Origin of the sequence: Cryptosporangium sp. NPDC048952, from assembly GCF_043197895.1 — a bacterium.
Classification (GTDB): domain Bacteria; phylum Actinomycetota; class Actinomycetes; order Mycobacteriales; family Cryptosporangiaceae; genus Cryptosporangium.
On record NZ_JBICTY010000007.1, the window covers coordinates 142575 to 166995 of the forward strand.

A 24421-nucleotide genomic window follows, 5' to 3' on the forward strand; every position below is an offset into this window, starting at 1 on the left:
CGATCGGCTGCGAGAAGTCAGGTCGCCGGGGCCAGGAACCGGCCCCGGCGCCAGCTTCCTATCGGCTCGTGGCGATTTCCCGCATCGACGCGTCGTACGGGTACGGCGCGGTCACCTCGCTCACCGCCGTCAGCCGCCCCATCTCCTCGTCCGAAAGACGCCACCCCACCACTCCGAGGTTGTCCTCCAGCTGCGAAAACTTGGACGCTCCGAGGATCGGCGCGGTCACACCGGGACGCTGCAGCACCCACCGGATCGCCACCTGAGCGACGCTCTTCCCACGCTCGTCGGCGATCGCGCGCAACGCGTCGAGGATCGACCACGTGGTCTCGTTGTCGTACGCGGCCCAGGTCTCGCTCCACCCCTCGGCCTCGGCCGTCTTCACCCGCGAGCCGTCGGGCGCCCCGCCCATTTCGCGGGTGTAGCGCCCCGACAGCCATCCGCCGCGCAGGGGCGACCACGGCAGCACACCGAGCCCTTCGGCCTCGCAGACCGGGATCAGCTCCCACTCGGTCGGCCGCGCCAGCAGGCTGTACTGCGGCTGCAGCGTCAAGAAACGCTCGTAGCCGAGCGCACGACTGACGTCGAGCATCTTCTGCAACTGCCATCCGACGACGTTGCTCGCGCCCAGGTAACGCACCTTGCCGGCCGTGACCAGCGCGTCGAGCGTGGAGAGCGTCTCCTCCAGCGGCGTGGCCCGGTCCCAGCCGTGGATCTGGTACAGGTCGACGTAGTCCGTGCCCAGTCGGCGCAGGCTGGCGTCGATCGAAGCGAGGATGTGCTTGCGGCCGAGCCCCACGTCGTTGACGCCCGCGCCGGACGGGAAACGCACCTTGGTGGCGACGACCCACTGGTCGCGGTCGCGCCCCGTCAGCCAGCGGCCGGTGACCTCCTCCGACGCGCCGTCACCGTAGACGTCGGCCGTGTCGATGAAGTTGCCGCCGGCGTCGGCGAACGCGTCGAGCATGCGGCGGCTGTCGGCTTCGTCGGCCTCGCGCCCGAACGTCATCGCTCCGAGGCAGAGCTCGCTGACCGTCGTGCCGGATCGTCCGAGGTAGTTGTATTCCATGGATCCAGCTAAGCCCTCCGAGCGCGCTCCAAGTCAAGCGAGGACTGGGAGGCGCCGAGCGCGGCCGGACCGGGTCAGGCAGGGTCGGTCAGGTCCGACGTCGATTCGCAGATGCGGCTGACCTGCTGCGACAGGTCGTGGGCACGGTCGAGGCGCGCCTTGTTGATCGCGGCCCACTCGTCCACCACCCGGATCTGCGCGCGCATGGCGTCGGCCCGGGCCGCGTCGACAGCGACCGCGGCGGCCGACACCTCGGACGGCGGACCGCCGGCCTGAGCGACCGCGGCGAACTCGGCGGCGCGCGCCTCCAGTCGCTGCGCCGAGCCGGCGAACTCGGAGAGGAGCTGGTCGCACCGGGCCTGCGCGACGCGGTCTTCCGCGTCCGCGACCGCGCAGGCTTGGGTGAGTGCTTCGCGCTGGGCTTCCAGCTCTTCGACGACGCCCATCGTCACGCCCTGCTTCGAAACTCAGACACGGAACCTGCCGACCAGGGCCTGGAGCTCGCCCGACATGCGGGACAGTTCCTCGGCGGAGCGCTGGGTCTCGGCGACCGTGGTCGACGTGGTCTGCGCGGCGGCCGCGACGCTGGCGATGTTGTCCGCGATGCTGGTCGACCCGGTGGAGGCCTCCATGATCGAGCGGCTCATCTCGTTCGTGGTGGCGGTCTGCTCCTCGACCGCCGAGGCGATCGTCATCTGGTAGTCGTTGATCTGCGCGATGATCCCGGAAATCTGCTCGATCGCCGCCACCGCGGAATCCGTGTCGGCCTGGATCGCCTCGACCCGCTTGGAGATGTTCTCGGTCGCCTGAGCCGTCTCCTGCGCCAGGTCCTTCACCTCGTTCGCGACAACAGCGAACCCCTTACCCGCCTCGCCCGCGCGGGCCGCCTCGATCGTCGCGTTCAACGCCAGCAGGTTCGTCTGCTCCGCGATCGACGTGATGACCTTGACCACGTTGCCGATCTCCACCGACGACTCACCGAGCTTCGCCACCGTCGCGTTGGTCTGCGCGGCGGCGTCCACCGCGCGGGACGCGACACCGGCGGCGTCGTTGGCCGACTGCGAGATCTCGCGGATCGCGGACCCCATCTCCTCGGTACCTGCCGACACCGTCTGGACGCTGCGGGAGACGTCCTCGGCGGCCGACGCGAGCACGCTGGTCTGCGCGGACGTGTCCTGGGCCGTGCCGGAGATCGCCTCGGCGGAGGCCGTGAGCTGCTGCGAGGAGTCGGCGAGCGTGCGGGCGGAACTGGAGAGCGCCGACACCGTCTGGCGGATCGATTCGATCGCCCGGTTCACCGACTGGGCCATCCGGCCGACCTCGTCGCCGGAGTCGACGCGGGCCTGGCGGGTCAGGTCGCCGTTCGAGACGCCGTCGAGCACTTCCTGGACGTGGGTGAGCCGGGCGATGATGCCGCGGCTGATGACGATGGCCAGAGCGATCGCCACGAGCAGCCCGACGACCAGCACGATCGCGATCATCGTGCGGGCGCTGGTCGCCGCCGAGTCGGCAGCGTTCGCGGAATCCGCCGACTCCTGGGCCTCGATGGTGTTCAGCGCGGACATCGTCGTCGTGAACGCTTTTTCGGTGCGGGCGAACTCGGCGTTCTGCGCGGCGGCGTTCGCCGGCGCGGTGACGCCAGCGGGCAGCGGATCCTTGAACAGGATGTTGTTGGCCAGTGCGACGTAGGTGGTGAACGCCTCGTCGAAGTCGGCCACCTGCTTCTTCCACTCGGCCGCGTCGCTGGGGTTCTTCTGGAACTCGTCGAACGCCGAGCTGACGGCGGCCTGGCCGTCCTTGATCTGCTGCTGACTCGTGGTGTCTGTCGGTGCGACGTAGATGTTCAGGATCCCGCGGTACATCTTCGCGAGTCCTGCCTCGATGTCGACCAGAGCGTTGAGCCGCGAGATGTTCTGGCTCTTGAGATCCTGGATCCGGCTGTCGAGCGACCCGAGGCGCTGCCAGGCGAGCCCGCCGGTGATCAGCGCGACGACGGCCACGACCGCCACCGACATCAGGATCTTCTGCCCCACGCCGAGACCGGAGAGCTTGCCGCCGCTTTCCGTGCCGGACGTCGATTCCAGCAGACTCGTCATGCGTTGCCTCGACCTCGTGTACGCGACCGTTGCCGGCCGACCGCCAGTTGTCCGTTCTCATCGGCCGGACCGGAGCTGGGCTGAGTCATTTGCCCCCGGACTGCTCCGCTCGGCCGTTTGAGAGAATCGAGAAGTGCGCCTCATCCTGATCCGCCACGGCCAGACTCCGTCGAACGTCGCTCACCTGCTCGACACCGGCCTGCCGGGCCCCGGGCTGACCGACCTGGGCCACGAACAGGCAGCCGCACTGCCCGAAGCGCTGGCCGACGAGGACATCGAGGTGCTGTTCGTCTCCACGCTGGTGCGCACCCACCTCACCGCGGCGCCACTGGCTGCCGCGCGAGGTCTGGAGCCGATCGTCCGCGACGGGCTGCGCGAGATCGTCGCCGGTGACCTCGAGATGGCCAGCGACAACGAGTCGGTGAAGACGTACCTGACGACGTCGTTCGGCTGGTCGGCCGGCCAGACGGACCTCCGGATGCCCGGTGGCGAGGACGGCGTCGAGTTCCTCGGCCGCTACGACGCGGTGATCGACGAGGCTGCCGCGACCGGCGCGGACACCGTGGCCCTGGTGAGCCACGGTGCGGCGATCCGGGCGTGGGTCGCTGCCCGCGCGGTGAACGTCGACGTCGACTGGGCGGGCGAGCGCGCGCTGAGCAACACCGGCATCGTGACGCTCGAAGGCTCGCCCGCCGACGGGTGGAAGGCGCTGACCTGGGAGGGTCAGGCCGTCGACCTGCCCGAGGACCCGGAGGACAGCGGTCCCGCCGGTCAGCCGTTGAACGAGGGTTAGACGGAATACTCCAGATCGACCAGCACGCCGTGGTGGTCGCTGAGCGGGGCCTTCTCGCCGATCAACTCCGCGCCCACGACGCGCGCCCGGGCGTCCGGGTGCGCGGGCACGGATCCGACGAACACGTAGTCGATCCGGCAGCGGACGTCCGGCTGGCCGACGAGCCGGTCGATCTCCGCGGCGCCGAGCGGGTTGTCGACGGTCCAGGTGTAACCGGGGCCGTTCCCGGCGATCGCCCAGGCGTCGTGGTAGCAGGCGCTGTGGCCGTCGAGGGACTGGAGTCCGGTCAGGAAGCGGATGCTCGCCGTTTCCGGAACGGCGTTGAAGTCGCCGGCGACGATCGTGGGCAGCTTTGTACGGTGGTGCGTGTCGAGGGCGGCGAGTTCGCGCATCTGCTGCTCCCGCCAGGCCTCCGCGTCGAGCTTCCAGAACGTCGTCGGGGTGAGGAGAAGTACCGGGCCGAGGTCGGGCAGCTCGATGGACACGGCGAGCGTGTACCAGTAGATGCCGTCCGGGGTGCGGCCGTCGACCACCTCGAGGATCCGGTGCGGCCACCGGGTGGCGACCGCGGTGCCGCCGTACACGTCGGCGTCCGGCGGCATGCGCTCGAGGATGTCGGCCTGGTGCGTCGTGTGCAGGTCCAGGCCGTCGACCAGCTCCGCGAGTTGGTTACGCGTGTCGTCGGGGTAGCGCACCTCCTGGAAGACGACGACGTCCGGCACGAGCCGTCGCAGCTCGGCGTTGATCCGCGCGGTGCGGCGCGGGTCGCCGGCGTCGTGCTGGACGTTGAACGTGACGACGCGGACGCGGGTCACGGCAGCGCCACGCCGCTCAGGGTGGCGCAGTAGTCGACGAGCGCGTCCTCGGCGGCTGCGGTCGTGGCTGTCGCACCGTGCGGTTGGCGGTGGTACCAGTAACCGCCGGTCGCGGGGTCGTCGGTGACCGCGAGCCAGGCCTGGGTCTCCGCGCCCTGCCGCAGGTCGTCAGGGGCACCGCGGCCGCCCATGCGGGTCGGCACCCAGCCGGGGTCGACGGCGTTCGACGGCACGTCCGCCCACCGGCGTGCCACCGCACGGCTGAGCATGAGGTCGTAGAGCTTGCTCTCTGAGTACGCGCGCGACCCGTTCCAGCGCCGGTCCACCCACTGCGGGTCGTCGACGTCGGTGCGGCCGCTCTGGTGCATGCCCGAACTCAGGTACACCAGCCGGTCGGGCCGGGTGATCAGCGCGGTCAGTACGTACGGCGCGAGGACGTTGACCGCGAACACGTGGGCCAGCCCGTCGGCCGTCTCGATCCGGCGCGGTTCCTGGTAGCCCACCGCGACGTTGTGGATGACGGCGTCGTGCCGGCCGAGCGCATTGACCTGCTCGGCGACCGAGCGCATCGCGTCGAGCGCGGAGACGTCCCCGACGACGACCGCGTCGGCTGCGGGCAGCGCCTTCCGCGCCTCCTCGGCGCGCTGCTCGGTACGGGCGTGCAGCGTCACCCGATGCCCTTCGTCGACGAGCCGCCGCGCGGCCAGCATTCCGAGTCCGTCAGCAGATCCGGTGATGAACACTCGAGACATGCCCTCAGCCTGCCTCGGTTAGTAGGCTCCCGCGGGTGAAGTCACTCGCGCGGGCCGCCTACGTGGTCGGTGTCGGTGCGGCGCTGCTGGTCGCGGCGCTGTTCCTGCCCCGTTCGCACACCGTCGACGCGATCACCGGAGCGAGTTCCGACCGGCCGAACCTGGCCGAGAGCGGGCTGCTGCTCGGCGCGGTCGTGGTGGCCGGGATGCTCGCGGTGCTCGGCCTGATCCTCACGAAACCGTGGATGGTGGCCTTCGCCGGCATCCCCGGGTTCCTGACGTCGCTCGCCTGGATCTGGTACGTCGTCGATCTCCGCAGTGGGAACCGCGACATCAGTTCCTGCGCCCACGACTACTTCTGCACCGCGCTCCTGCGCGTACGCCCGGACGTCGGCGCGTACCTGATCGTCGTCGCCGGCCTCGTGATCACCGCCGGCGGCGCCTTCGCCGCCATCCAGGCCCGCCGCCCGACGCCGAAGCGCGCACCGGCCGCCTCCGCCCAGCGCGGCGACGACTGACACCCGTCGCGACGAGTTCCCGGGCCTACGACGAGTCGCCGGGCCTACGATCCGCGGAGGTAGGGCCGAGAACCTGTCGTAGGGCCGGGAACTAGTCGATCGTCTGGCCGTGGACGCGCCGCGTCAGCAGCGTCCCACCCGCGATCGCGGCCGGAACCACCACGATGTTCGCAAACGGCACCAGCGCCAGCGCCGCCACCGGAATGCCGAACCCGAGCGCCAACGCCCGGTGCTGCCGGAGCACACGACGGCGCTCCTTCAGGAACACGCCCCGCCGGTTGAACGGAATACCAGTCAGATCGACGCTCAGCAGCCAACCACCGATGAGCAGACCGAGGATCGGCGCCAGAACCTGCCCCACGAACGGCACCAACCCGATCAGCAGCACCGGGATCGCGAGCAGAAGCTGCGTACCGATCACCCGGATCGAGTCCGCGGCGTTGCGCGGCAGCGTCTTGTGCCACGGCAGGTCGGGATGGTCGACCGCGCCGAGCCGATGCTCGATGTGCTCGGAAATCTTCTCGTAGAACGGGTCACCGATGATCAGCGTCAACGCCGTGTAGAGGATGACCGACAGCCACAGCGACCCGATCAGGATCGCGGCCTCGATCAGGAACTCGGCGGCCTTCCGCGCGTCCTCCGACCAGCTACCGGCGAACGACCCGGCGATCCACTCACCGATGTCGCCGATGAACACGACCAGCGTCACGAACGCGGCCAGCAGCACGAAGAACGCGATCACCGCCGGGATCAGCCCGAGCAGCAACAGCCCGGGGTACTTCGCGTACATCCCGAAGCCGCGTCCGAGCAGACGCAGCCCCCAGAGGAACTCGGAGCCGGCGGTGGGGCGGGGGGTCACGGCGCTCACGCCGCGCAGCCTACGGGAGGGCGTGGTTCACGCTTCCGCCCGTGCACCGGCCGCCCGATGTCCCTGGCTACGCCAATCGTGACGTGGCGACGCAGATCGTCGTCGGGCGTGACGTCGCAGTGAAGATCGACAACCGGACGTCGAACACCGAACGGGACCCGGCCCGGAGCGCTACGCGCCGGAGGAACCGGCTCCGAGCTCCCGCAACGCCGAATCCAGCGACGTGAACACCACGTTCGATCCGCCCTCCCACGACGGCACCGGATCCGGCTGCCCCGGCGCCGGCTCGTACAACCACCACAAGTTCCCCCACGAATCAGCCATCCGCGCCAACGTCGTCTCCCCGTAGAACGGAGTCGGTTCCGTGATCGTCGTGGCCCCGCGCGCGCCGGCCCGATCCAGCACCGTCCGAGCCGACGACACCCACACCTGCAACAGCCCCGGCCGCGCCGGCCACCCGTCGAGCCGATCGGCCAGCATCAGATCGACGGTGCCGAGCCGCAACTGCGCATGAATCAACTGCCCGGACGGCAGCGGTGTCCGAGCCTCGACCGTCTCCGGCACCCCGAACACCTCGGCCACGAACGTGACGAACCCAGCGGCGTCGTCCACGATCACGAACGGGTTGAGTACGGCGCCCTGGTCAGGAATGGCGTCTGCAGCAACGAGAATGGTCATGCCTCAAGAGTCACAGTCATTCCGGCCACTTCTCGACCGCAATACGCGACGTTGTCCGGACGCTCCCACCCGCTCCGACGTCCCCCACGACGAAGCACCACCCGAGGAGGACCCGATGAAGTACCTCATCCTGATGTACGGCTCGCAGCGCGACTACGACCTGATGACGACGGCCGGCCCCGACGACTTCGCGCCGATGCACGCGTTCATGGAGCAGTTCAGCAAGGACCTTGTCGAGTCCGGCGAGTTCGTCGACACCCGCGGCCTCGACGCCCCCGTCCACACGCGGCGCGTCGGCCAGCAGAACGGTGTCCCGGTCGTCACCGACGGCCCGTACGCCGAGACGCAGGAGGTGCTCGCCGGCTACTGGGTCGTCGACTGCGAGAGCTTCGACCGCGCCACCCAGATCGCCGGACGGCTGGCGTCCTGCCCGAGCCCGAACGACGTCTTCGCCGACGGCTACTGCGACGTCCGCCCGATCCTCGACCACGCGCCGGAGCCCGAACTCTGAACACCGCACAAAGCCCCGAGGACCTGCTGCGCACCCTCGCGCCGCAGGTCCTCGGCGCGGTCGTCCGCCGGTACGGGCACTTCGACGCCGCCGAGGACGCCACCCAGGAGGCCCTGCTCGCCGCGGCGCTGCAGTGGCCGAGAGACGGCACGCCGGACGATCCCAAGGCCTGGCTGATCCGGGTCGCGGCCCGCCGCCTCACCGACATCCTCCGCAGCGAGCAGGCCCGCAAGGCTCGTGAGTCGCGCGTGCTCCCCGACGAGCCCGCGCAGACCCGGAACTCCGACGACACGCTCATCCTGCTGTTCCTGGCGTGTCACCCGTCGCTGCCGGTCGCGTCGCAGATCGCGCTCACGCTGCGTGCGGTCGGCGGCCTCACCACCGCCGAGATCGCCCGCGCGTTCCTCGTCCCCGAAGCGACGATGACCCGCCGTATCACGCGCGCCAAGCAGCGGATCAAGGATAGCGGGCTGCCGTTCGCGCTCCCCGCCGACCAGCGGTCGCGCCTCGCGGCGGTGCTGCACGTGCTCTACCTGATCTTCACCGAGGGTTACGCCAGCACCGCTGGTCCCGCGCTGCACCGCGTCGAGCTCACCGCGGAGGCCATCCGCCTGGCCCGCCTGGTGCACGGCGTGCTGCCGGACGACAGCGAGGTCTGCGGCCTGCTCGCCCTCATGCTGCTGACCGACGCGCGGCGTCCTGCCCGCACGGCGTCGGACGGTTCGTTGGTGCCCATGTCAGAGCAGAACCGCCGGCTGTGGGACGCCGAACGCGTGGCCGAAGGGGTCGCGTTGCTGGAAGCCGTGCTCCCTCGGGGCGAGGTGGGGCCGTATCAGGTCCAGGCGGCGATCGCGGCGTTGCACGACGAGGCGCCGAGCGCGGAGGAGACCGACTGGCCGCAGATCCTCGCGCTGTACGAGGTGTTGTTGGGGATGGCCGACAATCCGGTCGTCGCGCTGAACCACGCCGTCGCGGTGGCGATGGTGCACGGGCCCGACGCCGGTCTGCGGCTGGTCGATTCCCTGGTCGACGACGGACGCCTGGCCGCGGATCACCGAGTGGCCGCCGTTCGCGGCCACCTCCTCGAACGCGCCGGCGACCCCGCCGCCGCCCGCGCCGCCTACGAAGAAGCCGCCGCCCGCACCGCCAGCCAGCCCCAACAGCGCTACCTACGCACCCAAGCCACCCGCCTCCGCAGCTAGCCCGCCCCCGCTCCGCAGCCCGCCTCGGCCCCTCGCGCCCCGACCCTCGCGACGGCACGGGTTCGCAGGCAGCGCCACGCGCCCCGGACCCGCGCCCGCGGGTGTCCGGTTGCGTGGGGTGGCTTCGACGTCTCGGTGCATGTGCCGTCGGACTCGGAGGGAACCATGACTCGTGCTGCTGCATTCATGGCTGGACCGTTGTTTGTTGGTGTCTGGGCTGTGCAGGCACTCACTCGGGAAGGATTCGAGGTGGGGCGGCACCCGGTTAGCCTGCTGGCGCTCGGGGAGTTCGGGTGGGTGCAGATCGCGAGTTTCGTGATCACCGGCGCGCTGCTCGTGCTCGCCGGCGCGGGACTCCGCCCACGCTGGGGCGGTGCACTGATCGCCGGCTTCGGCGTCGGCATGGTTGTGGCAGGTGTCTTTGTCACCGACGCAGGCGCGGGCTTCCCGGCGGGAGCGCCCGCCGGCGCGCCGGAGAGCACGAGCTGGCACGGGATCCTGCACGAGCTCGGGTTCGTGCTCGCGTCGCTCTGCTGGACCGCGGCGGCCATCGGATTTGCCGTGCACTTCCTGCGCCGCCGTCAGTGGGCGGCCGGCGCGGCAACGGTCGCGGTTCTGCTCGCCGTACTGGCGCTGGCCGCCTGGCCCGACACCGACGGCATCCCGATCCGCCTGGTGATCGCCACCGCCCTGCAACTGGGCTCCGTCGCCGCCCTCGCCGCAATTCCGTCGATGGTTCGCCCGGGCCGCCCGCTGGTCGTTGCGTGAACACCGAGGAGGAAACCCGAGCAGGCATCGCCGGGAACGAGCACATGTGATCGAGCAGCGGGGGCCGCACGGCGACGTCGACTTCGGACTCGACCGCGAGTCCGTCGCGTGGGTCAAAGGTCGGCGACGTGGCTACCGGCCGATCGAATCGAGCAGCTCCGCAGTAGCCGGTTGGCCCAGGTGGCGGGCCCAGTCGAGCGGGGTGCCGTCGAATCGGCGGTCGCGGATATCGGGGTCGGCGCCCAGCGCGAGCAGGCGCCGGGCGAGGTCGACGTCCCCGTTGCCCGCGGCGTGGTGCAGCGCGGTCTCCCACTCCTGCTCGAGGGGGGCGTCCGCGCGGCCCAGCGCGTTGACGTCGAAACCGAGTTCGACGAGCAGCTCGACGACACCGGCGGGCGCCTGCGCGGCGGCCCAGACGACGAGGCCGGGGCGTTCCCCGCGGGCCTGCGCCACGACGTCGGGCGACGCCGCGGGCACCTCGCCGCGGAACGTCGCCGCGATCAGGTCCGCGACCGGATCGGGTCGCGGCGGCATTGCGCCGTGGGTGAGCAGGTACTCGACGATCTCGGTGTTGCCGCACAGCCGGGCGAGCTCGACCGGTGTACGGCCGTCGCCGGCGGCCCAGGCGGGACCGTCGCCCTCGTACGGCGAGAAGATGTCGACGCCGTGCTCGGTGAGCAGCCGCACCCGGTCGCGCTGGTCGTGCTCGACGGCCCACCGCAGCTGGACGCGCAGCTGCCCCTGGTCCGCGAGCCCGTACTCGAACAGCAGCTCGAGGTGGTCGTTGGAGGCGTCGAACATGGTGTTGTAGAGCGCCTGACCGTCGTTCGGGTCGGCACCGGCGTCGAGCAGCAACCGGGCGAGCGCCTCCCACTGGGGGTGTCGGACTCCGCTCCCGAACACCCCGGTGAGCGGACTGAACGTGTTCGGCCCGAGCACGAACCCACAGTTCGGGTCGGCGCCGTTTTCCAGAAGTGACCGCGTAACGGCAAGTACGCCCTCGCCCGCCGCCCGGGAGTACGTGAGATACAGCAACGGTTCCCACCCGAACGGCCCACCGCCGGCCCGCGCCAACCCCGGCTCGCCCCCGAGCAACTCCCCGACCGCGGCAGCATCCCCCGCCGCCGACGCCGCCCAGACGTGCCCGCGCGTCAGCTCGGGATCGCTGTCGAGGAGACGGGCAGCCGCTTCCCACCGGTGCGGCCCGTCGTCCCCCGTATACGTGAGACACGCCAGCCGACAGAACTCGGTCCCAGCATCCACGGGGTTCCTCCCTGGCAGCCGCCCTCCACGATAGCGACGGCCGCCAGGCGGGAGGGTCAGCTCGCGGCGAGCAACTCGAGGGTGTCGATCACCCGGTTGGAGAAGCCCCACTCGTTGTCGTACCAGGCCACGACCTTGATGTGCCGACCATCGACCCGGGTCAGTGCCGAGTCGAAGATCGACGACGCCGGGTTACCGGTGATGTCCGAGGACACCAGCGCATCCTCGGAGTACTCGAGGACGCCGGCGAGCGGGCCGTCCGCCGCTGCGCGGTACGCGGCGAGAACGTCGTCGCGGCTCACGTCCCGGCTGACCACGGTGTTGAGCTCGACGATCGAGCCCACCGGAACCGGCACGCGGATCGAGTCACCCGAGAGCTTGCCGTCGAGGTTCGGCAGCACCAGACCGATGGCCTTCGCGGCACCGGTGGTGGTCGGCACGATGTTGATGCCGGCGGCGCGGGCCCGACGCGGGTCGCGGTGGGGGCCGTCCTGCAGGTTCTGCTCCTGCGTATAGGCGTGCACTGTGGTCATGAAGCCGTGCTCGATGCCGGCCAGGTCGTCGAGCACCTTCGCCAGCGGCGCGAGCGCGTTCGTCGTGCACGAGGCGTTGGAGACGATCGTGTGCGTGGCCGGGTCGTAGGCGTCGCTGTTCACGCCGTACGCGAGCGTGACGTCGGCACCGTCGGACGGCGCGCCGACCAGCACCTTGCGCGCCCCGGCGTCCAAATGGGCACGGGCGGCCTTCGCGGACGTGAAGCGACCGGTGGCCTCGAGCACGATGTCGACCCCGAGGGCGGCCCAGGGCAGGTTCGCCGGGTCACGCTCGGCGAGTACGTTGATGCGGCGGCCGTCGACCACCAGGTCGTCGCCCTCGGCCGTGACCGGGCGGCCGAGGCGCCCCGCCGTCGAGTCGAACGCGAGCAGCCGGGCGAGCGCGGCGGGTTCGGTGAGGTCGTTGACGGCGACGACGTCGAGTTTCGTGTCGCGCTCGAGCATGGCGCGGAGCACGTTGCGGCCGATACGACCGAAGCCGTTGATAGCAATCCGAGTCATGTCACCAGGCTCGCCCACCCCATCGACAAAAAGCAGTGGCGCGAGCGCCACGGCTCAAAAGGATCACGCCACGCGGCTATTCGCCCCTCGTGAACGTTCGGCGGTATTCGCTCGGGGTGGTGCCGAGGATGCGTTGGAAGTGCAGGCGCAGGTTCGTGCCGGTGCCGAGACCGACGTCGGCCGCGATCTGTTCGACGCTCCGCTCGGAGCGTTCCAGCAGCTCGCGGGCCATGTCGACGCGTGCCCGCATCACCCACTGCATCGGCGTGTAGCCGGTGTCCTCGACGAACCGGCGCGAGAACGTCCGCGCCGACACCGCCGCGTGCTTCGCGAGCACGGCGAGGGTGAGCGGCTCGCCGAGCCGGTGCAGCGCCCACTCGCGGGTGGCCGCGAACTGCTCGCCGAGCGGCTCGGGCACGCTGCGCGGCACGTACTGCGCCTGACCGCCGCTGCGGTACGGCGCCGCGACCAGGCGCCGGGCCGCGTGGTTCGACGCCGCCACGCCCAGGTCGCTCCGCAGCACGTGCAGGCACAGGTCGATGCCCGACGCTGCTCCGGCCGAGGTCAGCACACTCTTCTCGTCGACAAAAAGAACGTTTTCATCGACGCGGACGCGCGGGTACTTCGTGGCGAGCGCACGGGTGTAGTGCCAGTGGGTCGTCGCCCGCCGTCCGTCGAGAAGGCCGGTGGCGGCGAGCGCGAACGCACCGGTGGAGATCGCCGCCAGGCGCGCGCCGCGGTCGTGCGCGGTGATCAGCGCGTCGACGACCGGGCGCGGCGGCTCCTCGCGGTCGGGGAACCGGTAGCCGGGAACGAACACGATGTCGGCCCACTCGAGCGCGTCCAGGCCGTCGGCGACGTGGTAGGAGAGACCGTCACCACCGGTGACCAGACCGGGCTCGACGCCGCAAACCCGCACCTCGTAGGGCATGCTCGCGCGGGTCGTGAACACCTGCGCGGGGATACCGACGTCCATCGGCTTCGCGCCCTCGAGCACGAGCACCGCGACGCGATGCAAGCCGGAAGCCGCCACCCACCCAGCGTAGGCGTTGGAGCCCGAGCCTCCGATCCCGCTGCGAGCGGCTGACGAAAGTAGTGGTTCCGGCCCGATCGCGGCCGATGGACCGGCATGCGCACCCCCACCGCCGCGGCGATCGCCCTCACCCTGGCCGCCGGCCTCACCGTCGGGGCGGCCACGCCCGCACAGGCCGCGACTTGCACCCGCCCGACCAGCACGGTGACGATTCCGCTGACCACGGCGAAGCACTCGACGCTCATCGCGCACGCCCGGCGCGCGGTCGCCCACGGCTATCCGACGGTCATGGTGTGGAACCCGAACGGCGCGGCCAAGCGCCGTGCCCAGTTGCTCAAGGACGTCAAGACCAAACGCGGTCACGACCGCGACGAGTACCCGCCCGCCTCGGGCCGCGCGGTCGTGCGGGCCGACGTCGAACTCGTGCCATCGGGGCAGAACCGGTCCGCGGGAGCGGTCATGGGCAACACGATGCGCAGGTACTGCGCGGGGACGAAGTTCCGCTACGCCGGCGTCTGAGCCAGGCCGCTGCTCTCTCCACTTCGAAGCTATAGCGCACCCCGGGGCTTGCGGCAAGACCCCGGTCGTGGCGCAGAATCCTGAGCCGTGCCTATGACCAGCGAAGACGTCATTGTCATCGGAGCCGGCCCGACCGGTCTGATGGTGGCCGCCGAACTGTGCGCGGCCGGTGTCCGACCGGTGGTGCTGGAACGTCACCCGGGCTTGCGGGACGTCGCCAAAGCGGGTGGCCTCGGCGGTCAGATCCTGGAGCTGCTGCGGTGTCGGGGTCTGCTCGAGCGGGTCCGTGCGGTCGCCGACAACCCGCATCCCGCGCCGCGTTTCCCGTTCGGCGGGGTGCACGTCGATCTCACGCAGTTGGCGGATCCGCCGATGCACGCGATCGGTGTTCCGCAGCAGCGGCTCGAACGTGTCCTCGACGAGCGCGCGCGGGAACTCGGCGCCGACATCCGGCGTGGTCACCGGGTCACATCGGTGACCCAGGACTCCGAGTCGGTGACCGTCGAGGTCGACGGTCGGCAGCCCATGGTGGCCCGGTACGTCGTGGGCTGTGACGGCCCGCGCAGCCTGGTCCGGGACCTCGCCGGGATCGAGTTTCCCGGCACCACCTATCCCGAGGTCAACCGGCTGATCCGCGTCACCGTGCCGTCGCTTCCCGACGGTGACCTCGATGTTCCCGGCGTCGGCCGGCTCGGGGTCGGGTTCACGCGCACCGACGGCGGTGTCTTCGGGTACGGCGGGATCTCGGACGGAGTGCTGTTCGCGAGCACCGTCGAGGAGGAACTCGTCGAGTACGACGACGACAAGCCGATGACGCTGACGGAGTTCCAGGACAGCGTGCGCCGGGTGCTCGGCGTGGACCTGCCGCTGGGTGAACCGCTGCGGCTTTCGCGCTGGCAGTTCCAGGCGCGGCAGGCGTCGCGGTACCGCGAGGGGCGGGTGCTGCTGGCCGGTGACGCGGCCCACCTGCTGCCCGCGACCGGGGCCGCGCTCAACCTCGGCATGCTCGACGCGGTCAACCTCGCGTGGAAGCTCGCCGCTGAGGTGCGGGGGTGGGCGCCCGGCGGTCTGCTCGACACGTACGAGACCGAGCGTCGGTACGCCGCCGACCGGGCGTTGCGTCAGACGCAGGCTCAGGTCGCGTTGCGCCGCGGGTTGGATCCCGCCGCCGACGCGCTCCGCTCCGTCGTCGAAGAACTTCTTGTCGACGAGGAAGCCGCGCGCCGGCTCGCGGCGATGATCGGGGGCGCGGAGCTGCGGTATGCGGGGGTCGGCTCGCACCCGCTGACCGGTAGGTTCGCGCCTGACCTGCCGACCGGTGGGCTGGGTGCCAGGCCGGTGCTCCTCGCGGGCCGCGACGATCTGCGTAACGCGGCCGAGCGGTGGAAAGACCGCGTCGACGTCCGTCGAGCGGCCACCACCGACGCCCTCCTCATCCGTCCCGACGCCCACATCGCCTGGGCCGGCACCGACCCATCCGAGCTCACCGAGGCGCTCACGACCTGGTTCGGCGCCCCTCGGTAGGCTCTAGTGCCTCGTACAGCGCAAGCGCGCTCCGCTCATCCGCTCAGCGCTGACAGCGCGACGTGTACCGGGATCACCCGTGCCGCGCGGGCGACGTTCCGATCCTCCCCGAGGGCCTCGAGGATCAGCTCGCCGAACGTGCCCTGCGCGGCCACCGGCTCCAGGTACCGCTGCCGGAGCATCGCGTTGACCTCCCCGGAGTGAGCGGCGGCCGCGCGCCAGCTCAGGTCCTCCAGGGCCTTCGACGTCCGTCGCGGACCGAGCCCATCGCGAACCGGAACGCGGGCATGATGTCGTGGATCGGCTCGCCGTGTTCGGCCCGTGCCCGCGAGGACTCCTCCGCCTGCCGCAGACCGTCTTCGGGGATGTCGACGAGTCCCTCGGCGAGAGCGGCTTCAACCACGTCTGCCTCGAGGTGGACGACGTCGACGCCACGCTCGCCACAGTGCGCGCGCGTGGCGTCGACAGCGCTGCGCGTCAGCGCGCGGTGACGACCGCTACGGGGAACTTCCGGTCGGTCTTGGTCTCGTAGTCGGCGGCGTCCGGCCAGTACTCGCGCCACACGCCGTACAGCTTTTCCCAGTCGTCGCTGCCGGGGCGGACCACCCGGACGTCGGCCTGCAGGGTGTCGCCGTTGAGCTCGATCGTCGTCGGACCGTCGAGTGCTTCGAGGTTGGCGACCCACTGCGGGTCCTCCGGCGCACCGCCGGCGCTGCCGCAGACGATGTACGAACCCTCGTACGGGGCCGCCACGAGGGGGTTCACGAAGTTCTTGCCGGACTTACGACCGGGGGTGTGCAGGAGGAGGACCTGCTTTCCCTCCCAGTGACCACCGAGCTCACCATCGTTTGCCCGGTAGTTCTCGATCACCGTGTCATTGAACGAAGCCATGGGCCGCACATTAGTGGACGGGTCAACTTTAGATGGACGAATCGTCGAGCAGGGTGGAGGCGACCGCACTACTGAAGGGCGCCTAGGAATTCACGGGCTCCGCGGAGGCGGGTGCGGAGGTGTGACTGGGTTCGGGTGCAGTCGAGGCGGACGTCCAGGGGGCCGGTGGTCTGCAGTGCGGTGGGGATCGCGGCCTCGTCGAGGCCGTCGCGCCGCGCGATCAGAACCCCGAGTTCGTAACGGCTGAGTGCATCACTGCCCGCTACGTGCATCATTCCGACGTCAGTCGAGCCGGCGAACTCGAGCAGCGCGGCCGCGAGATCGGCGACCTGAACGGGGCACCGGATCGAGTCGGTGTACAGGCCGCCGGTCGCCCTGCCATCGACGAGAGCGTGCACGAACTTCTCGTGGGGCCCGTTGCCGAGGATCAGCGAGGTCCGCGCGATGACGGCGTCGGGCACCAGCCCCCTCACCGCGGTCTCGGCAGCGGCTTTCGCAGCACCGTACGGGGTGATCGGGTCCGGAACGCAAGACTCGTCATAACGCACCGCACCCCCCGAAAAAACCACGTCGGTGGAGACGTGTACCAGCCGCGCACCCACCGCGGCGGCACCGGCCGCGACGTGCATCGCCCCGTCCGCCGTCGTGACCCAATCCGCCTGCCGGTACGCAGTCGGACCACTTCCCTGCCCAGGAAACCACTACCGCCCACCACCAGAAGATGCACCCGGCCACACTAGGCACATGGCTACTGTCCACAACACCACGTTGACGCCGACGAAGCTCGAGTTGCTGACGGTGTGGCTCCCCCGGCAGCCGTGGTACCGCGGCTCCGGTGCGCCGGAGCTCACCAAGGCGGGTGGTTTCCGGCTCGACGACCCGGCGGGTGAGGTCGGGATCGAGCTCATGGTCGTGGTCGACGCCGGAACGTCGGACGCCTACTTCGTGCCGATGACGTACCGCGGCGCGGAGACCGACGGCGACCTCATCGGGACGATGGAGCACGGCGTCCTCGGTACGCGGTTCGCTTACGACGGCGCCACCGACCCGGTACTACGCGCCGCCCTGACCGCCCTGATTCGCGGCGAGGTGCGCCCCCAGGCCCAGTCCACCAGCAACACAGAGGATCCGACCGTGCACGTAGGTCTCCACCTTGAGGCGACCGGAGTCGACATCCTCCGCCTACTGACGTCCTCCGACGCACCCCCACGACCCGGCGAGGTAAGCGTGCCCTGGCGCGCTGCGGACGGCCAGACCGTCCGTGGCGTGCTCACCCACCCGGCGTAGAGCGACAAGCAGCCGCGCGAAACGGTGCACGTTTCGAGCCCCTGGAGGAGCACAAGTGTGCACCGCCCACGGCGGCTACGACGCGAGGCGTTCGCGGGACGCGTGGTTGATCTCGGACCAGACGGCGTCCAGGGAGAGACCCAGCACGTCGGCGATCGCGGCGATCGTGGGGAATGCCGGCGTGGCGACGCGGCCCGACTCGATCTTGCGCAGCGTCTCGGGCGAGACCCCCGCGTCCAACGCGGTGTGCAGCATCGACCTCTCTCCCCTGGCGCTGCGCAGCAGCGCACCCAGGCGCTGACCGCGTTCGACCTCTTCGGGAGTGAGCGGCAACCTGACCATGAGACCGATTCTAATACCGGGATACTATGGCCGGGATAGTTATTGGAAGCGCGAGTTAGGCGTCGCATGATCGAGATCCTGAACCTCACCGACCTGCCCAAGGCCAGGGCCGCGGGCGCCCTGGTTGCGAACATCCTGCAGACGACGAAGAGCCGCAGCGGGGTCGGCACCAACCTCCTCGAGATCGACGAATGGACCCGGGCCATGATCGTCGAGGCCGGTGCGGAGTCCTGCTACGTCGACTACGAGCCGTCGTTCGGGCGCGGACCGTTCGGGCATTACATCTGCACCTCGGTCAACGACGCCGTGCTCCACGGCAAGCCCTACGACTACACGCTCGCGGACGGCGACCTGCTGACGCTCGACCTCGCGGTCTCCCTGGGCGGGATCGTCACCGACTCCGCGGTCAGCTTCATCGTGGGCGAGAAGTCCTCCCCGGAAGACCTGAAGATGATCGACACTACCCAGCGCGCCCTGAGCGCGGGCATCGCCGCCGCTCGCCCCGGCGCCCGCATCGGCGATCTGTCCCACGCGATCGGCACAGTACTGAACGCCGCGGGTTACTCCGTCAATACGGAGTTCGGCGGCCACGGCGTCGGATCGACGATGCACCAGGATCCGCACATCTCGAACACCGGCCGGGCGGGCCGGGGGTACAAGTTGCGTCCAGGACTGCTGCTGGCGCTCGAGCCCTGGATCATGGCCGACACCGACAAGCTCGTCACCGACGACGACGGCTGGACGCTCCGCAGCGTCACGGGGTGCCGTACCGCGCACAGCGAGCACACGATCGCGATCACGGACGACGGCGCGGAGATCCTCACCCTGCCGAAATAGCACCGTTTAGTTTTGGACAAAGCGGCTAAAACGGAAAAATGAATGCGATTGGGCGCGCGGCACTGGCGGGTGGCCTAGCAGTAGGGGTCGCAGCATCCCTGATCACCGGCCACCCAGCCCCAGCGGCCCCGCCCGCCGCGCACGCGGCCAGAGTCGGCGGCCTACCGGCCGAAGCCGCAGCGGATGCGGGCCTGACCGCCGACCTACCGGCCGGAACTGCGGCGCGCGCAGGCCGCGCCGCGGGTCAGGCGGCCAGGCGTCCGGCGCTGGCCGGCGCCGCCGACCGGCTCGTTCCCACCACAGTGCGCCCCCTGGCGGGGACGACCGCCGCGCCGTTCGATCGCGTCCGGCGGCTCGACGCGCCGCCCGGCTGGACCGTCACCGTGTGGGCACGCGTGCCCAAGGCGCGCCTCCTCGCCTGGACGCCGGACAACCGCCTCCTGGTCTCCCGCCCCGAGCACGGCGACATTCTCACCCTGACCCCGGGCACGGAAGCCCCCACCCCACGCACCCTCGTCAGCGGCCTGAACAAACCGCACGGGCTCGCCTTCGCCGGCTCCACGCTCTACGTCGCCGAATCCGACCAGGTCGACTCCTTCACCTACCGGGCCGGCGCCCTCACCCGCAAGCGGGTGGTCGTCGACAACCTCCCGGACGACCGCAGCCCTGAACTCCGTGGCCAATACGCGCACGAACTCAAGAGCGTCGCGGTCGGCCAGGGCGGCGTGCTCTACGTATCGGTCGGCTCGACCGGCAACATCTCCGCCGAGGACCGCACCTCCCGCCCGGAACGCGCCACGATCCTCCGGGTCCAGCCCGGCGGACGGCCGACCGTCTACGCCCGGGGCGTCCGCAACGGCACGGGGCTCGCGATCGCCCCCGACGGCGCCGTCTGGACCGCCGTCAACAGCCGCGACCAGGTCCCGTACCCCTACGATCGGGACATCAGCGCCGACGGCCGCTCCGACCTCGGCGCCGTGCTCCAGGCCTACGTCAACGACCACCCGTTCGAGCCGCTGGCCCGCCTCACGCAGGGCCGCGACCTCGGCTGGCCGTACTGCAACCCCGACCCCGCCGAGCGCCCGACGAGCTACACCCGCCGACCGTTCGTCCGCGACTTCCAGACGAACCGCGACGGCTCGAAGCTCGACTGCGGATCGCTCCCGCCGATCGAGCAGGGCGTCGGTGCGCACTCCGCGCCGCTCGGCCTGAGTTTCGCGAAGGGAGCCGGAAGCCTCGGCCCCGGCGCGCTGCTGGGCCTCCACGGCTCGTGGAACCGCCAGCCCCCGCGCTCACCCGAGGTGTCGTTCTTCCCCTGGCGCAACAACACTCTCGGCCCGCAGCAGACCCTGCTGACCGGCTTCCAGCAGCCCGACGGCTGGCGCTGGGGCCGCCCGGTCATGGCCGTCCAGGGCCCCGACGACGCGCTGTACGTCAGCGACGACAAGGCCGACGCGATCTACCGCGTCACCGCACGCTGAACGAGCTCGGCGATCTGCTTCTCGACGGTCGGTGACCACGTCGCCAGCGCGTACGACGTCGGCCAGAAGTCACCGTCGTCGAGGTGGGCCTGGTCCTGGAAGCCGAGCGTCGCGTAGCGGTAGTTGAACTTGCCGGCGTCCTGGAAGAACAGCACGATCTTGCCGTCCTCGTTGGCCCACGCGGGCATGCCGTACCAGGTCTTCGGCAGCAGCGACGGCGCCTCGGCCGAGACGACCACGTGCACCCGCTCGGCGAGCGCCCGGTCGTCGGGTGCCATCGTCTCGATGCGGTCGAGCAGCGCCTGGAGGCCGTCGGCCTTCTTGGCGCCCTTCCTGCCCTCGGCGCGCAGCTCGGCCGCGCGCTCCTTCATCGCGGCGCGCTCTTCGTCGGTGAAGCCGTCGGAAGTCATTGTCTTCTCCCTCGCGGTTGGTGTGCCTCAAACGCTAGGCGCCACCCCGTTCGGGTCGCTTCTTGATTCCTGACCGACCCCGAGCCCACCCACGACCACCGTCTCCTGGCTGGTGAACTCGCCGGTCAGCAGCGGCATGGCCGTGCCGATCGCCGCCCGCGTCTCCGGCAGCTGCAGCGACGCGTCGTGCGCTTCCCTGGTCTGCCAGACCTCGCTCACCCAGATCGTGACGTCGTCCGCCGCGGACACCCCCACGACGTACAGCTCGCAGCCGACCTTCCGCAGACCGTCGACACCGCTCAGCAGAATGGCGACGACCTCGTCACGGTGACCCGGCTTGGCCTTCATCGACCCGATGTACCCGAACATGCGCCCCACCGTAGAACCCCGCGCCGACAAAACCGACGGCCGCGGCCGCGATCAGCACCGGCTCGAGCCCGCCGCTCCGGAACAGCAGCCCGAACAACACGACGCCGAGCGTCTGACCCAGTTGCCGGAACGTGGTCATCAGCCCGGCGGCGAGGCCGGTCCGCTCCGGTGGCAGCGCTGCGAACACCGCTGCGCCCAGCCCCGGCCCGAGCACGCCGATCCCGACGCCGGTGATCGCGAGACCGCCGTCGAGCCAGAGAATCGACAGCCCAGCACCCACCCCGGTGAGCAGCAACCCCACACCCACCACGCTCCGCCCGTGCAGGCGCCGCCCCGTGACCAGGGACGTCACGAACGCCGCCCCCGCCAGCGGCAGCAGCGCCAATCCCGCCCGCACCGGCGAATACCCGAGCCCCGACTGCACCCACACCGACACCCACACCAGCGCCCCGAACGCCCCCGTCGACGCCACCACGTACACCATCACCGCCGTGAACCGCAACCCCGTGAACAGCCGGACGTCCACCAACGGTGCAGCACTCCGCAGCTCGACCCGCACGAACATCCCCAGCGCGCCCGCCGCGAGCACCAGCCAGCCGGCGTTGCCGGCCGTCAGCCCGTACGTCAGGCTTCCGGCGCTCACTCCGAACGTCACGACACCGCCGATATCGACGCCATGCCGCGCGCCACCGCCCGCGGTGCGAGGCAGCGCGGCCCTGCCGACGGCCAGAGCGAGCGCTGTGAGCGGCACGTTGACCAGGAAGATCGCCCGCCACCCCAGGTACTCCGTGAGCACACCGCCGAGCAGGGGCCCGATCGCGGCGGCGAGCCCGGTCACCGCGCCGAACACGCCCATCGCACGACCCAGGTCGGGACCGCGGTACACCGCGCCGAGCAGCGCGAACGAGGTGACCGCCAGGGCCGTGCCGCCCACCCCCTGCACGGCACGGGCCGCGACGAGGGCCTCGATCGCGGGCGCGAGTGCACACGCGAACGACGCCACCCCGAAGATCCCCAGCCCTCCGAGGTAGACGGTTCGCGCGGTCCACCGATCGGCCAGCGAGCCCATCGTCAACATCAGTACGGCCAGCACCAGCGTGTAGACGTTCGCGACCCACTGCAGCGAATCGAGCGGGGCGTGCAGGTCGGCGCCGATGCGAGGCAGTGCGACCGACAACACGGTCGTGTCGAGCAGGAACAGGAACGAGCCGAGACAGACCGCCGTGAGCGGCACCCATTTACGCATGGGCACACGGTCGGTTCCGGCCAACATCTTCTGCGAGCCAGGCGCCGATGGGCGAGTGAAACTGGCAGATTGAGGCCTATGCCGACGGAAACCGTCACCCTCGACGACGTCGACGAGGGTCTGATTCACGCCCTCCAGGTCGACGGCCGGGCCCCGTTCCGGCTCATCGGCGACGTGCTCGGTGTCTCCGAGAACACCGTGGCGCGCCGGTACCGCCGGCTGCGCACGGCGGGCCTGCTCCGCGTCGCCGGGGCGTTGAACGGAGCGTCGCTGGGTTACTCGGCGTGGACGATCCGCCTGCAGTGCATCCCCGACGCCGCCCTGCCGATTGCGACTGCACTCGCCGCGCGGCCGGACACCTCGTACGTCCATCTGCTGTCGGGCGGAACCGAGATCTCGTGCAGCGTCCAGACCCGCAGCGCCGAGGAGAGCGAGGCGCTGCTGCTGCACAAGCTGCCCCGCACCGCGCGGATCACGGCCGTGTCCGCCCATCTGCTGCTCTCCGGCTACGCGCTGCCGAACAACTGGGCCGGTCCGGCGCGGCTCAGCCCCGACCAGGTCGCCCGCCTCACCCCGGACGGTGGCACGGACGAGCGGGTCACCGTCGCGCCCAGCGATGCGGCACTGTTCGACCGGCTCGCGCTCGACGGGCGCGCCACCCACACCGAACTCGCCGCCGCCACCGGTTGGTCCGAGCCGACCGTCCGCCGTCGTCTCCTCGCGCTGCGCCGTTCCGGCCTGCTGACGTTCCTCGTCGACGTACCACCGCACGTGCTCGGCTTCACCGCCGAAGCCCGCCTCTGGATCTCGGTCCGCCCGTCCCGCCTCGACGCCGTGGCCACCGCCCTCGCCACCCACCCCGAGGTCTCCCTGGTGGCCCTCACCACCGGCCCCACCAACCTGCTCGCCGCGGTGAACTGCCGCGACTCAGGAGACCTGGCCCGCTACCTCACCGAACGGATCGCGTCCCTGGACGCGATCCGCTCCCTGGAGACCGCCCCGGTGATCCGCACCCTCAAACGCGCCGGCGCGGTCCTCCTCCCGCGATGACGCGCGGTCACAGGTCTTTGGCCAGGTTGCGGCCCGTCTCGATGAAGCCGAGCTGCTCGTAGAGCACCCGGGCCCCGGTGTTGTGGGCGAATACGTGCAGGCCGATCCGGGTCACCGCGTTGTCCGAGCACCAGCGCTCGGCGGCGAGCATGATCGCGCGGCCGTAGCCCTGGCGGCGCATGTCGGATTCGACGGCGACGTTGTGCACGGTCGCGGTGGTGCCCGTGACCACGATCCACAGGAAGCCCACCCGACGCTCGCCGTCGTAGGCGTACCAGAAGTGGTTGTCCGGGGTGGCGAACTCGTCCGGGAGCAGCCGCGCGTAGGTGTCAGCCGCCGCACGCGCCGCGTCCTGCGCCGACCGCCCCGACGCGGCCGCGCTCCGCGCGTAGTGCGCCTCCGCCTCGGCCCGCCACGGCCCGTACTCCGTCTCGCTCATCGCCTCCAACCGCACGTCCCGCGATGCAGTCATGACGACGTGGCGACACCGGCCAGGCGGTTCAGTGAGGCTTCGAGCTTGGCCGGCGTCGTCGCCCGGGCCGTCGGGAGGCGTTTCGGGTCAGTCAGCTGGGTCCAGTCGTAGACGTGGGTGACGTGCGTGCGGGTGTCGTCGATCGGCTCGAGGATCCACCGCCACAGATGCCCCGGCGGCTGCTGACCCGGCTCACTCGGGTTCCACGCGATCCGCCGCCCCTCGACGAACTCCACGATGTGGTTCTCCCGGTCCGAGCCCTTGGTGAGCCGCATGACGAACACGTCACCGACCGCCCGCACCCGCTGCCCGTCCGCCGCCACCGCCAGGTTGTCGTTGCCGTCCCACGACGGCTGCCGGGAAGGATCCGCGATCAGCTCGAAGATCACCTCAGCCGGCGCCGCGATCTCCCGCGCAACACTCACGACCCGCTCGTTGTCCACGACGACATCTCACCACAGCCAACGGATAGCCATTCAGCCGTCGCGCAACACGGCGAACACCGTTTAGGCTGCCCGGCCATGATGTCGACGCCGTCATCCGGCTCCTCCGTACAACGCAAGCGTGCAACG

At 70.6% G+C, this 24421-nt stretch carries 30 protein-coding genes and 1 pseudogene; 11 read left to right on the forward strand and 20 right to left on the reverse strand.

Annotation, left to right across the window (positions count from 1 at the left end; all coding sequences use genetic code 11):
* Positions 1-58 precede the first annotated feature (58 nt).
* The 3 genes from ACGFY5_RS34205 to ACGFY5_RS34215 all read right to left on the reverse strand — a co-directional run bounded on the left by ACGFY5_RS34205 (position 59) and on the right by ACGFY5_RS34215 (position 3165).
* Complete coding sequence (locus ACGFY5_RS34205) at positions 59-1069, reverse strand: aldo/keto reductase (RefSeq protein WP_392726704.1); 1011 nt, start codon at positions 1067-1069, stop codon at positions 59-61.
* Between the two features lie 74 nt (positions 1070-1143).
* Complete coding sequence (locus ACGFY5_RS34210) at positions 1144-1515, reverse strand: hypothetical protein (protein WP_392726706.1); 372 nt, start codon at positions 1513-1515, stop codon at positions 1144-1146.
* Between the two features lie 21 nt (positions 1516-1536).
* The gene (locus ACGFY5_RS34215; RefSeq protein WP_392726709.1) at positions 1537-3165 is read right to left on the reverse strand and encodes a methyl-accepting chemotaxis protein; all 1629 of its coding nucleotides are present in this window, start codon (positions 3163-3165) and stop codon (positions 1537-1539) included.
* Positions 3166-3298: 133 nt separating this feature from the next.
* Here ACGFY5_RS34215 and ACGFY5_RS34220 point away from each other — a divergent pair, with 133 nt between their 5' ends.
* Entirely contained in the window at positions 3299-3958 is a 660-nt protein-coding gene (locus ACGFY5_RS34220; protein ID WP_392726710.1) for a histidine phosphatase family protein, read from the forward strand.
* Here the strand turns inward: ACGFY5_RS34220 and ACGFY5_RS34225 are convergent.
* Together ACGFY5_RS34225 and ACGFY5_RS34230 are read right to left on the reverse strand one after the other, a co-directional pair.
* Positions 3955-4773: an endonuclease/exonuclease/phosphatase family protein gene (locus ACGFY5_RS34225; RefSeq protein ID WP_392726713.1), complete on the reverse strand. Its 819-nt coding sequence runs from the start codon at positions 4771-4773 to the stop codon at positions 3955-3957. The two genes, ACGFY5_RS34220 and ACGFY5_RS34225, sit on opposite strands and share 4 nt — an antisense overlap.
* On the reverse strand, positions 4770-5525 hold the full coding sequence (locus ACGFY5_RS34230; protein ID WP_392726715.1) for an SDR family NAD(P)-dependent oxidoreductase: 756 nt from the start codon (positions 5523-5525) through the stop codon (positions 4770-4772). Before ACGFY5_RS34230 ends, ACGFY5_RS34225 begins: the two co-directional genes overlap by 4 nt.
* Before the next feature lie 35 nt (positions 5526-5560).
* Here ACGFY5_RS34230 and ACGFY5_RS34235 point away from each other — a divergent pair, with 35 nt between their 5' ends.
* Positions 5561-6043 (forward strand): hypothetical protein, encoded by a 483-nt coding sequence (locus tag ACGFY5_RS34235; protein ID WP_392726716.1) that lies wholly within the window; start codon positions 5561-5563, stop codon positions 6041-6043.
* Between the two features lie 91 nt (positions 6044-6134).
* Here ACGFY5_RS34235 and ACGFY5_RS34240 read toward each other — a convergent pair whose 3' ends face one another.
* Positions 6135-6911 carry an EI24 domain-containing protein gene (locus tag ACGFY5_RS34240; RefSeq protein ID WP_392726719.1) on the reverse strand — a complete coding sequence of 259 codons (777 nt, stop codon included), beginning with the start codon at positions 6909-6911 and terminating at the stop codon, positions 6135-6137.
* Between the two features lie 171 nt (positions 6912-7082).
* The gene (locus ACGFY5_RS34245) at positions 7083-7589 is read right to left on the reverse strand and encodes a VOC family protein (protein ID WP_392726722.1); all 507 of its coding nucleotides are present in this window, start codon (positions 7587-7589) and stop codon (positions 7083-7085) included.
* Positions 7590-7704: 115 nt separating this feature from the next.
* Here ACGFY5_RS34245 and ACGFY5_RS34250 point away from each other — a divergent pair, with 115 nt between their 5' ends.
* From ACGFY5_RS34250 to ACGFY5_RS34260, 3 genes are all read left to right on the forward strand, one after another.
* Entirely contained in the window at positions 7705-8100 is a 396-nt protein-coding gene (locus tag ACGFY5_RS34250; RefSeq protein ID WP_392726724.1) for a YciI family protein, read from the forward strand.
* The gene (locus tag ACGFY5_RS34255; RefSeq protein ID WP_392727828.1) at positions 8097-9302 is read left to right on the forward strand and encodes an RNA polymerase sigma factor; all 1206 of its coding nucleotides are present in this window, start codon (positions 8097-8099) and stop codon (positions 9300-9302) included. Before ACGFY5_RS34250 ends, ACGFY5_RS34255 begins: the two co-directional genes overlap by 4 nt.
* Before the next feature lie 186 nt (positions 9303-9488).
* Positions 9489-10070 carry a DUF998 domain-containing protein gene (locus ACGFY5_RS34260; protein ID WP_392726725.1) on the forward strand — a complete coding sequence of 194 codons (582 nt, stop codon included), beginning with the start codon at positions 9489-9491 and terminating at the stop codon, positions 10068-10070.
* A 132-nt stretch (positions 10071-10202) separates the two neighbouring features.
* On the opposite strand, the gene ACGFY5_RS34265 is transcribed toward ACGFY5_RS34260, so the two are convergent.
* The 3 genes from ACGFY5_RS34265 to ACGFY5_RS34275 all read right to left on the reverse strand — a co-directional run bounded on the left by ACGFY5_RS34265 (position 10203) and on the right by ACGFY5_RS34275 (position 13421).
* On the reverse strand, positions 10203-11333 hold the full coding sequence (locus ACGFY5_RS34265; RefSeq protein WP_392726726.1) for an ankyrin repeat domain-containing protein: 1131 nt from the start codon (positions 11331-11333) through the stop codon (positions 10203-10205).
* 56 nt (positions 11334-11389) lie between these two features.
* Entirely contained in the window at positions 11390-12388 is a 999-nt protein-coding gene (gene gap, locus ACGFY5_RS34270; RefSeq protein WP_392726728.1) for a type I glyceraldehyde-3-phosphate dehydrogenase, read from the reverse strand.
* A gap of 76 nt (positions 12389-12464) precedes the next feature.
* Positions 12465-13421, reverse strand: a complete 957-nt coding sequence (locus ACGFY5_RS34275; protein WP_392726730.1) for a GlxA family transcriptional regulator — start codon at positions 13419-13421, stop codon at positions 12465-12467.
* Between the two features lie 96 nt (positions 13422-13517).
* On the opposite strand from ACGFY5_RS34275, the gene ACGFY5_RS34280 reads away from it, so the two are divergent.
* Positions 13518-13940 (forward strand): hypothetical protein, encoded by a 423-nt coding sequence (locus ACGFY5_RS34280; protein WP_392726733.1) that lies wholly within the window; start codon positions 13518-13520, stop codon positions 13938-13940.
* A gap of 93 nt (positions 13941-14033) precedes the next feature.
* Positions 14034-15464, forward strand: coding sequence for an FAD-dependent monooxygenase (locus tag ACGFY5_RS34285; RefSeq protein WP_392727830.1), 1431 nt, complete (start codon positions 14034-14036; stop codon positions 15462-15464).
* Between the two features lie 35 nt (positions 15465-15499).
* Here the strand turns inward: ACGFY5_RS34285 and ACGFY5_RS34290 are convergent, their stop codons facing one another.
* The 4 genes and pseudogenes from ACGFY5_RS34290 to ACGFY5_RS34305 form a co-directional block, all read right to left on the reverse strand.
* Positions 15500-15646 (reverse strand): hypothetical protein, encoded by a 147-nt coding sequence (locus ACGFY5_RS34290; RefSeq protein ID WP_392726736.1) that lies wholly within the window; start codon positions 15644-15646, stop codon positions 15500-15502.
* Positions 15647-15687: 41 nt separating this feature from the next.
* Entirely contained in the window at positions 15688-15867 is a 180-nt protein-coding gene (locus ACGFY5_RS34295) for a hypothetical protein (RefSeq protein WP_392726738.1), read from the reverse strand.
* 74 nt (positions 15868-15941) lie between these two features.
* Positions 15942-16355, reverse strand: coding sequence for a nitroreductase/quinone reductase family protein (locus ACGFY5_RS34300; protein WP_392726740.1), 414 nt, complete (start codon positions 16353-16355; stop codon positions 15942-15944).
* Positions 16356-16423: 68 nt separating this feature from the next.
* Positions 16424-17026: pseudogene (locus tag ACGFY5_RS34305) on the reverse strand (sugar nucleotide-binding protein); the annotation flags it as partial.
* A 73-nt stretch (positions 17027-17099) separates the two neighbouring features.
* On the opposite strand from ACGFY5_RS34305, the gene ACGFY5_RS34310 reads away from it, so the two are divergent.
* Entirely contained in the window at positions 17100-17642 is a 543-nt protein-coding gene (locus ACGFY5_RS34310) for a 1,4-alpha-glucan branching protein (protein WP_392726742.1), read from the forward strand.
* A 75-nt stretch (positions 17643-17717) separates the two neighbouring features.
* Here the strand turns inward: ACGFY5_RS34310 and ACGFY5_RS34315 are convergent, their stop codons facing one another.
* Positions 17718-17984 (reverse strand): helix-turn-helix domain-containing protein, encoded by a 267-nt coding sequence (locus ACGFY5_RS34315; protein WP_392726744.1) that lies wholly within the window; start codon positions 17982-17984, stop codon positions 17718-17720.
* 66 nt (positions 17985-18050) lie between these two features.
* On the opposite strand from ACGFY5_RS34315, the gene map reads away from it, so the two are divergent.
* Together map and ACGFY5_RS34325 are read left to right on the forward strand one after the other, a co-directional pair.
* Positions 18051-18821, forward strand: coding sequence for a type I methionyl aminopeptidase (gene map, locus ACGFY5_RS34320; protein WP_392726746.1), 771 nt, complete (start codon positions 18051-18053; stop codon positions 18819-18821).
* A gap of 38 nt (positions 18822-18859) precedes the next feature.
* On the forward strand, positions 18860-20302 hold the full coding sequence (locus ACGFY5_RS34325; protein ID WP_392726749.1) for a PQQ-dependent sugar dehydrogenase: 1443 nt from the start codon (positions 18860-18862) through the stop codon (positions 20300-20302).
* Here ACGFY5_RS34325 and ACGFY5_RS34330 read toward each other — a convergent pair.
* Genes ACGFY5_RS34330 through ACGFY5_RS34340 form a run of 3 tightly spaced genes read right to left on the reverse strand, consistent with a single transcriptional unit; the run spans position 20281 to position 22327 of the window.
* On the reverse strand, positions 20281-20712 hold the full coding sequence (locus ACGFY5_RS34330; RefSeq protein ID WP_392726750.1) for an iron chaperone: 432 nt from the start codon (positions 20710-20712) through the stop codon (positions 20281-20283). The two genes, ACGFY5_RS34325 and ACGFY5_RS34330, sit on opposite strands and share 22 nt — an antisense overlap.
* Before the next feature lie 27 nt (positions 20713-20739).
* A complete protein-coding gene (locus tag ACGFY5_RS34335; protein WP_392726752.1) occupies positions 20740-21081 on the reverse strand; it encodes a putative quinol monooxygenase in 342 nt (113 codons plus the stop codon).
* Entirely contained in the window at positions 21035-22327 is a 1293-nt protein-coding gene (locus ACGFY5_RS34340; RefSeq protein ID WP_392726754.1) for an MFS transporter, read from the reverse strand. Before ACGFY5_RS34340 ends, ACGFY5_RS34335 begins: the two co-directional genes overlap by 47 nt.
* A 78-nt stretch (positions 22328-22405) precedes the next feature.
* Here ACGFY5_RS34340 and ACGFY5_RS34345 point away from each other — a divergent pair, with 78 nt between their 5' ends.
* The gene (locus tag ACGFY5_RS34345; RefSeq protein ID WP_392726756.1) at positions 22406-23377 is read left to right on the forward strand and encodes an Lrp/AsnC family transcriptional regulator; all 972 of its coding nucleotides are present in this window, start codon (positions 22406-22408) and stop codon (positions 23375-23377) included.
* A gap of 7 nt (positions 23378-23384) precedes the next feature.
* Here the strand turns inward: ACGFY5_RS34345 and ACGFY5_RS34350 are convergent, their stop codons facing one another.
* Together ACGFY5_RS34350 and ACGFY5_RS34355 are read right to left on the reverse strand one after the other, a co-directional pair.
* A complete protein-coding gene (locus tag ACGFY5_RS34350; RefSeq protein WP_392726758.1) occupies positions 23385-23849 on the reverse strand; it encodes a GNAT family N-acetyltransferase in 465 nt (154 codons plus the stop codon).
* Entirely contained in the window at positions 23846-24274 is a 429-nt protein-coding gene (locus tag ACGFY5_RS34355) for an SRPBCC family protein (RefSeq protein WP_392726761.1), read from the reverse strand. The genes ACGFY5_RS34350 and ACGFY5_RS34355 overlap by 4 nt, the downstream gene beginning before the upstream one ends.
* Positions 24275-24421: the final 147 nt, after the last annotated feature.

Excerpts from the sequence above, each read along its gene's own strand:
- ACGFY5_RS34205 (WP_392726704.1), bottom strand. The coding sequence starts at position 1,069 with ATGGAATACAACTACCTCGGACGATCCGGCACGACGGTCAGCGAGCTC.
- ACGFY5_RS34210 (WP_392726706.1), bottom strand. The coding sequence starts at position 1,515 with ATGGGCGTCGTCGAAGAGCTGGAAGCCCAGCGCGAAGCACTCACCCAA.
- ACGFY5_RS34215 (WP_392726709.1), bottom strand. The coding sequence starts at position 3,165 with ATGACGAGTCTGCTGGAATCGACGTCCGGCACGGAAAGCGGCGGCAAG.
- ACGFY5_RS34230 (WP_392726715.1), bottom strand. The coding sequence starts at position 5,525 with ATGTCTCGAGTGTTCATCACCGGATCTGCTGACGGACTCGGAATGCTG.
- ACGFY5_RS34245 (WP_392726722.1), bottom strand. The coding sequence starts at position 7,589 with ATGACCATTCTCGTTGCTGCAGACGCCATTCCTGACCAGGGCGCCGTA.
- ACGFY5_RS34250 (WP_392726724.1), top strand. The coding sequence starts at position 7,705 with ATGAAGTACCTCATCCTGATGTACGGCTCGCAGCGCGACTACGACCTG.
- ACGFY5_RS34260 (WP_392726725.1), top strand. The coding sequence starts at position 9,489 with ATGGCTGGACCGTTGTTTGTTGGTGTCTGGGCTGTGCAGGCACTCACT.
- gap (WP_392726728.1), bottom strand. The coding sequence starts at position 12,388 with ATGACTCGGATTGCTATCAACGGCTTCGGTCGTATCGGCCGCAACGTG.
- ACGFY5_RS34280 (WP_392726733.1), top strand. The coding sequence starts at position 13,518 with ATGCGCACCCCCACCGCCGCGGCGATCGCCCTCACCCTGGCCGCCGGC.
- ACGFY5_RS34285 (WP_392727830.1), top strand. The coding sequence starts at position 14,034 with ATGACCAGCGAAGACGTCATTGTCATCGGAGCCGGCCCGACCGGTCTG.
- ACGFY5_RS34290 (WP_392726736.1), bottom strand. The coding sequence starts at position 15,646 with ATGCTCCGGCAGCGGTACCTGGAGCCGGTGGCCGCGCAGGGCACGTTC.
- ACGFY5_RS34300 (WP_392726740.1), bottom strand. The coding sequence starts at position 16,355 with ATGGCTTCGTTCAATGACACGGTGATCGAGAACTACCGGGCAAACGAT.
- ACGFY5_RS34310 (WP_392726742.1), top strand. The coding sequence starts at position 17,100 with ATGGCTACTGTCCACAACACCACGTTGACGCCGACGAAGCTCGAGTTG.
- ACGFY5_RS34315 (WP_392726744.1), bottom strand. The coding sequence starts at position 17,984 with ATGGTCAGGTTGCCGCTCACTCCCGAAGAGGTCGAACGCGGTCAGCGC.
- map (WP_392726746.1), top strand. The coding sequence starts at position 18,051 with ATGATCGAGATCCTGAACCTCACCGACCTGCCCAAGGCCAGGGCCGCG.
- ACGFY5_RS34325 (WP_392726749.1), top strand. The coding sequence starts at position 18,860 with ATGAATGCGATTGGGCGCGCGGCACTGGCGGGTGGCCTAGCAGTAGGG.
- ACGFY5_RS34330 (WP_392726750.1), bottom strand. The coding sequence starts at position 20,712 with ATGACTTCCGACGGCTTCACCGACGAAGAGCGCGCCGCGATGAAGGAG.
- ACGFY5_RS34335 (WP_392726752.1), bottom strand. The coding sequence starts at position 21,081 with ATGTTCGGGTACATCGGGTCGATGAAGGCCAAGCCGGGTCACCGTGAC.
- ACGFY5_RS34340 (WP_392726754.1), bottom strand. The coding sequence starts at position 22,327 with ATGCGTAAATGGGTGCCGCTCACGGCGGTCTGTCTCGGCTCGTTCCTG.
- ACGFY5_RS34345 (WP_392726756.1), top strand. The coding sequence starts at position 22,406 with ATGCCGACGGAAACCGTCACCCTCGACGACGTCGACGAGGGTCTGATT.
- ACGFY5_RS34350 (WP_392726758.1), bottom strand. The coding sequence starts at position 23,849 with ATGACTGCATCGCGGGACGTGCGGTTGGAGGCGATGAGCGAGACGGAG.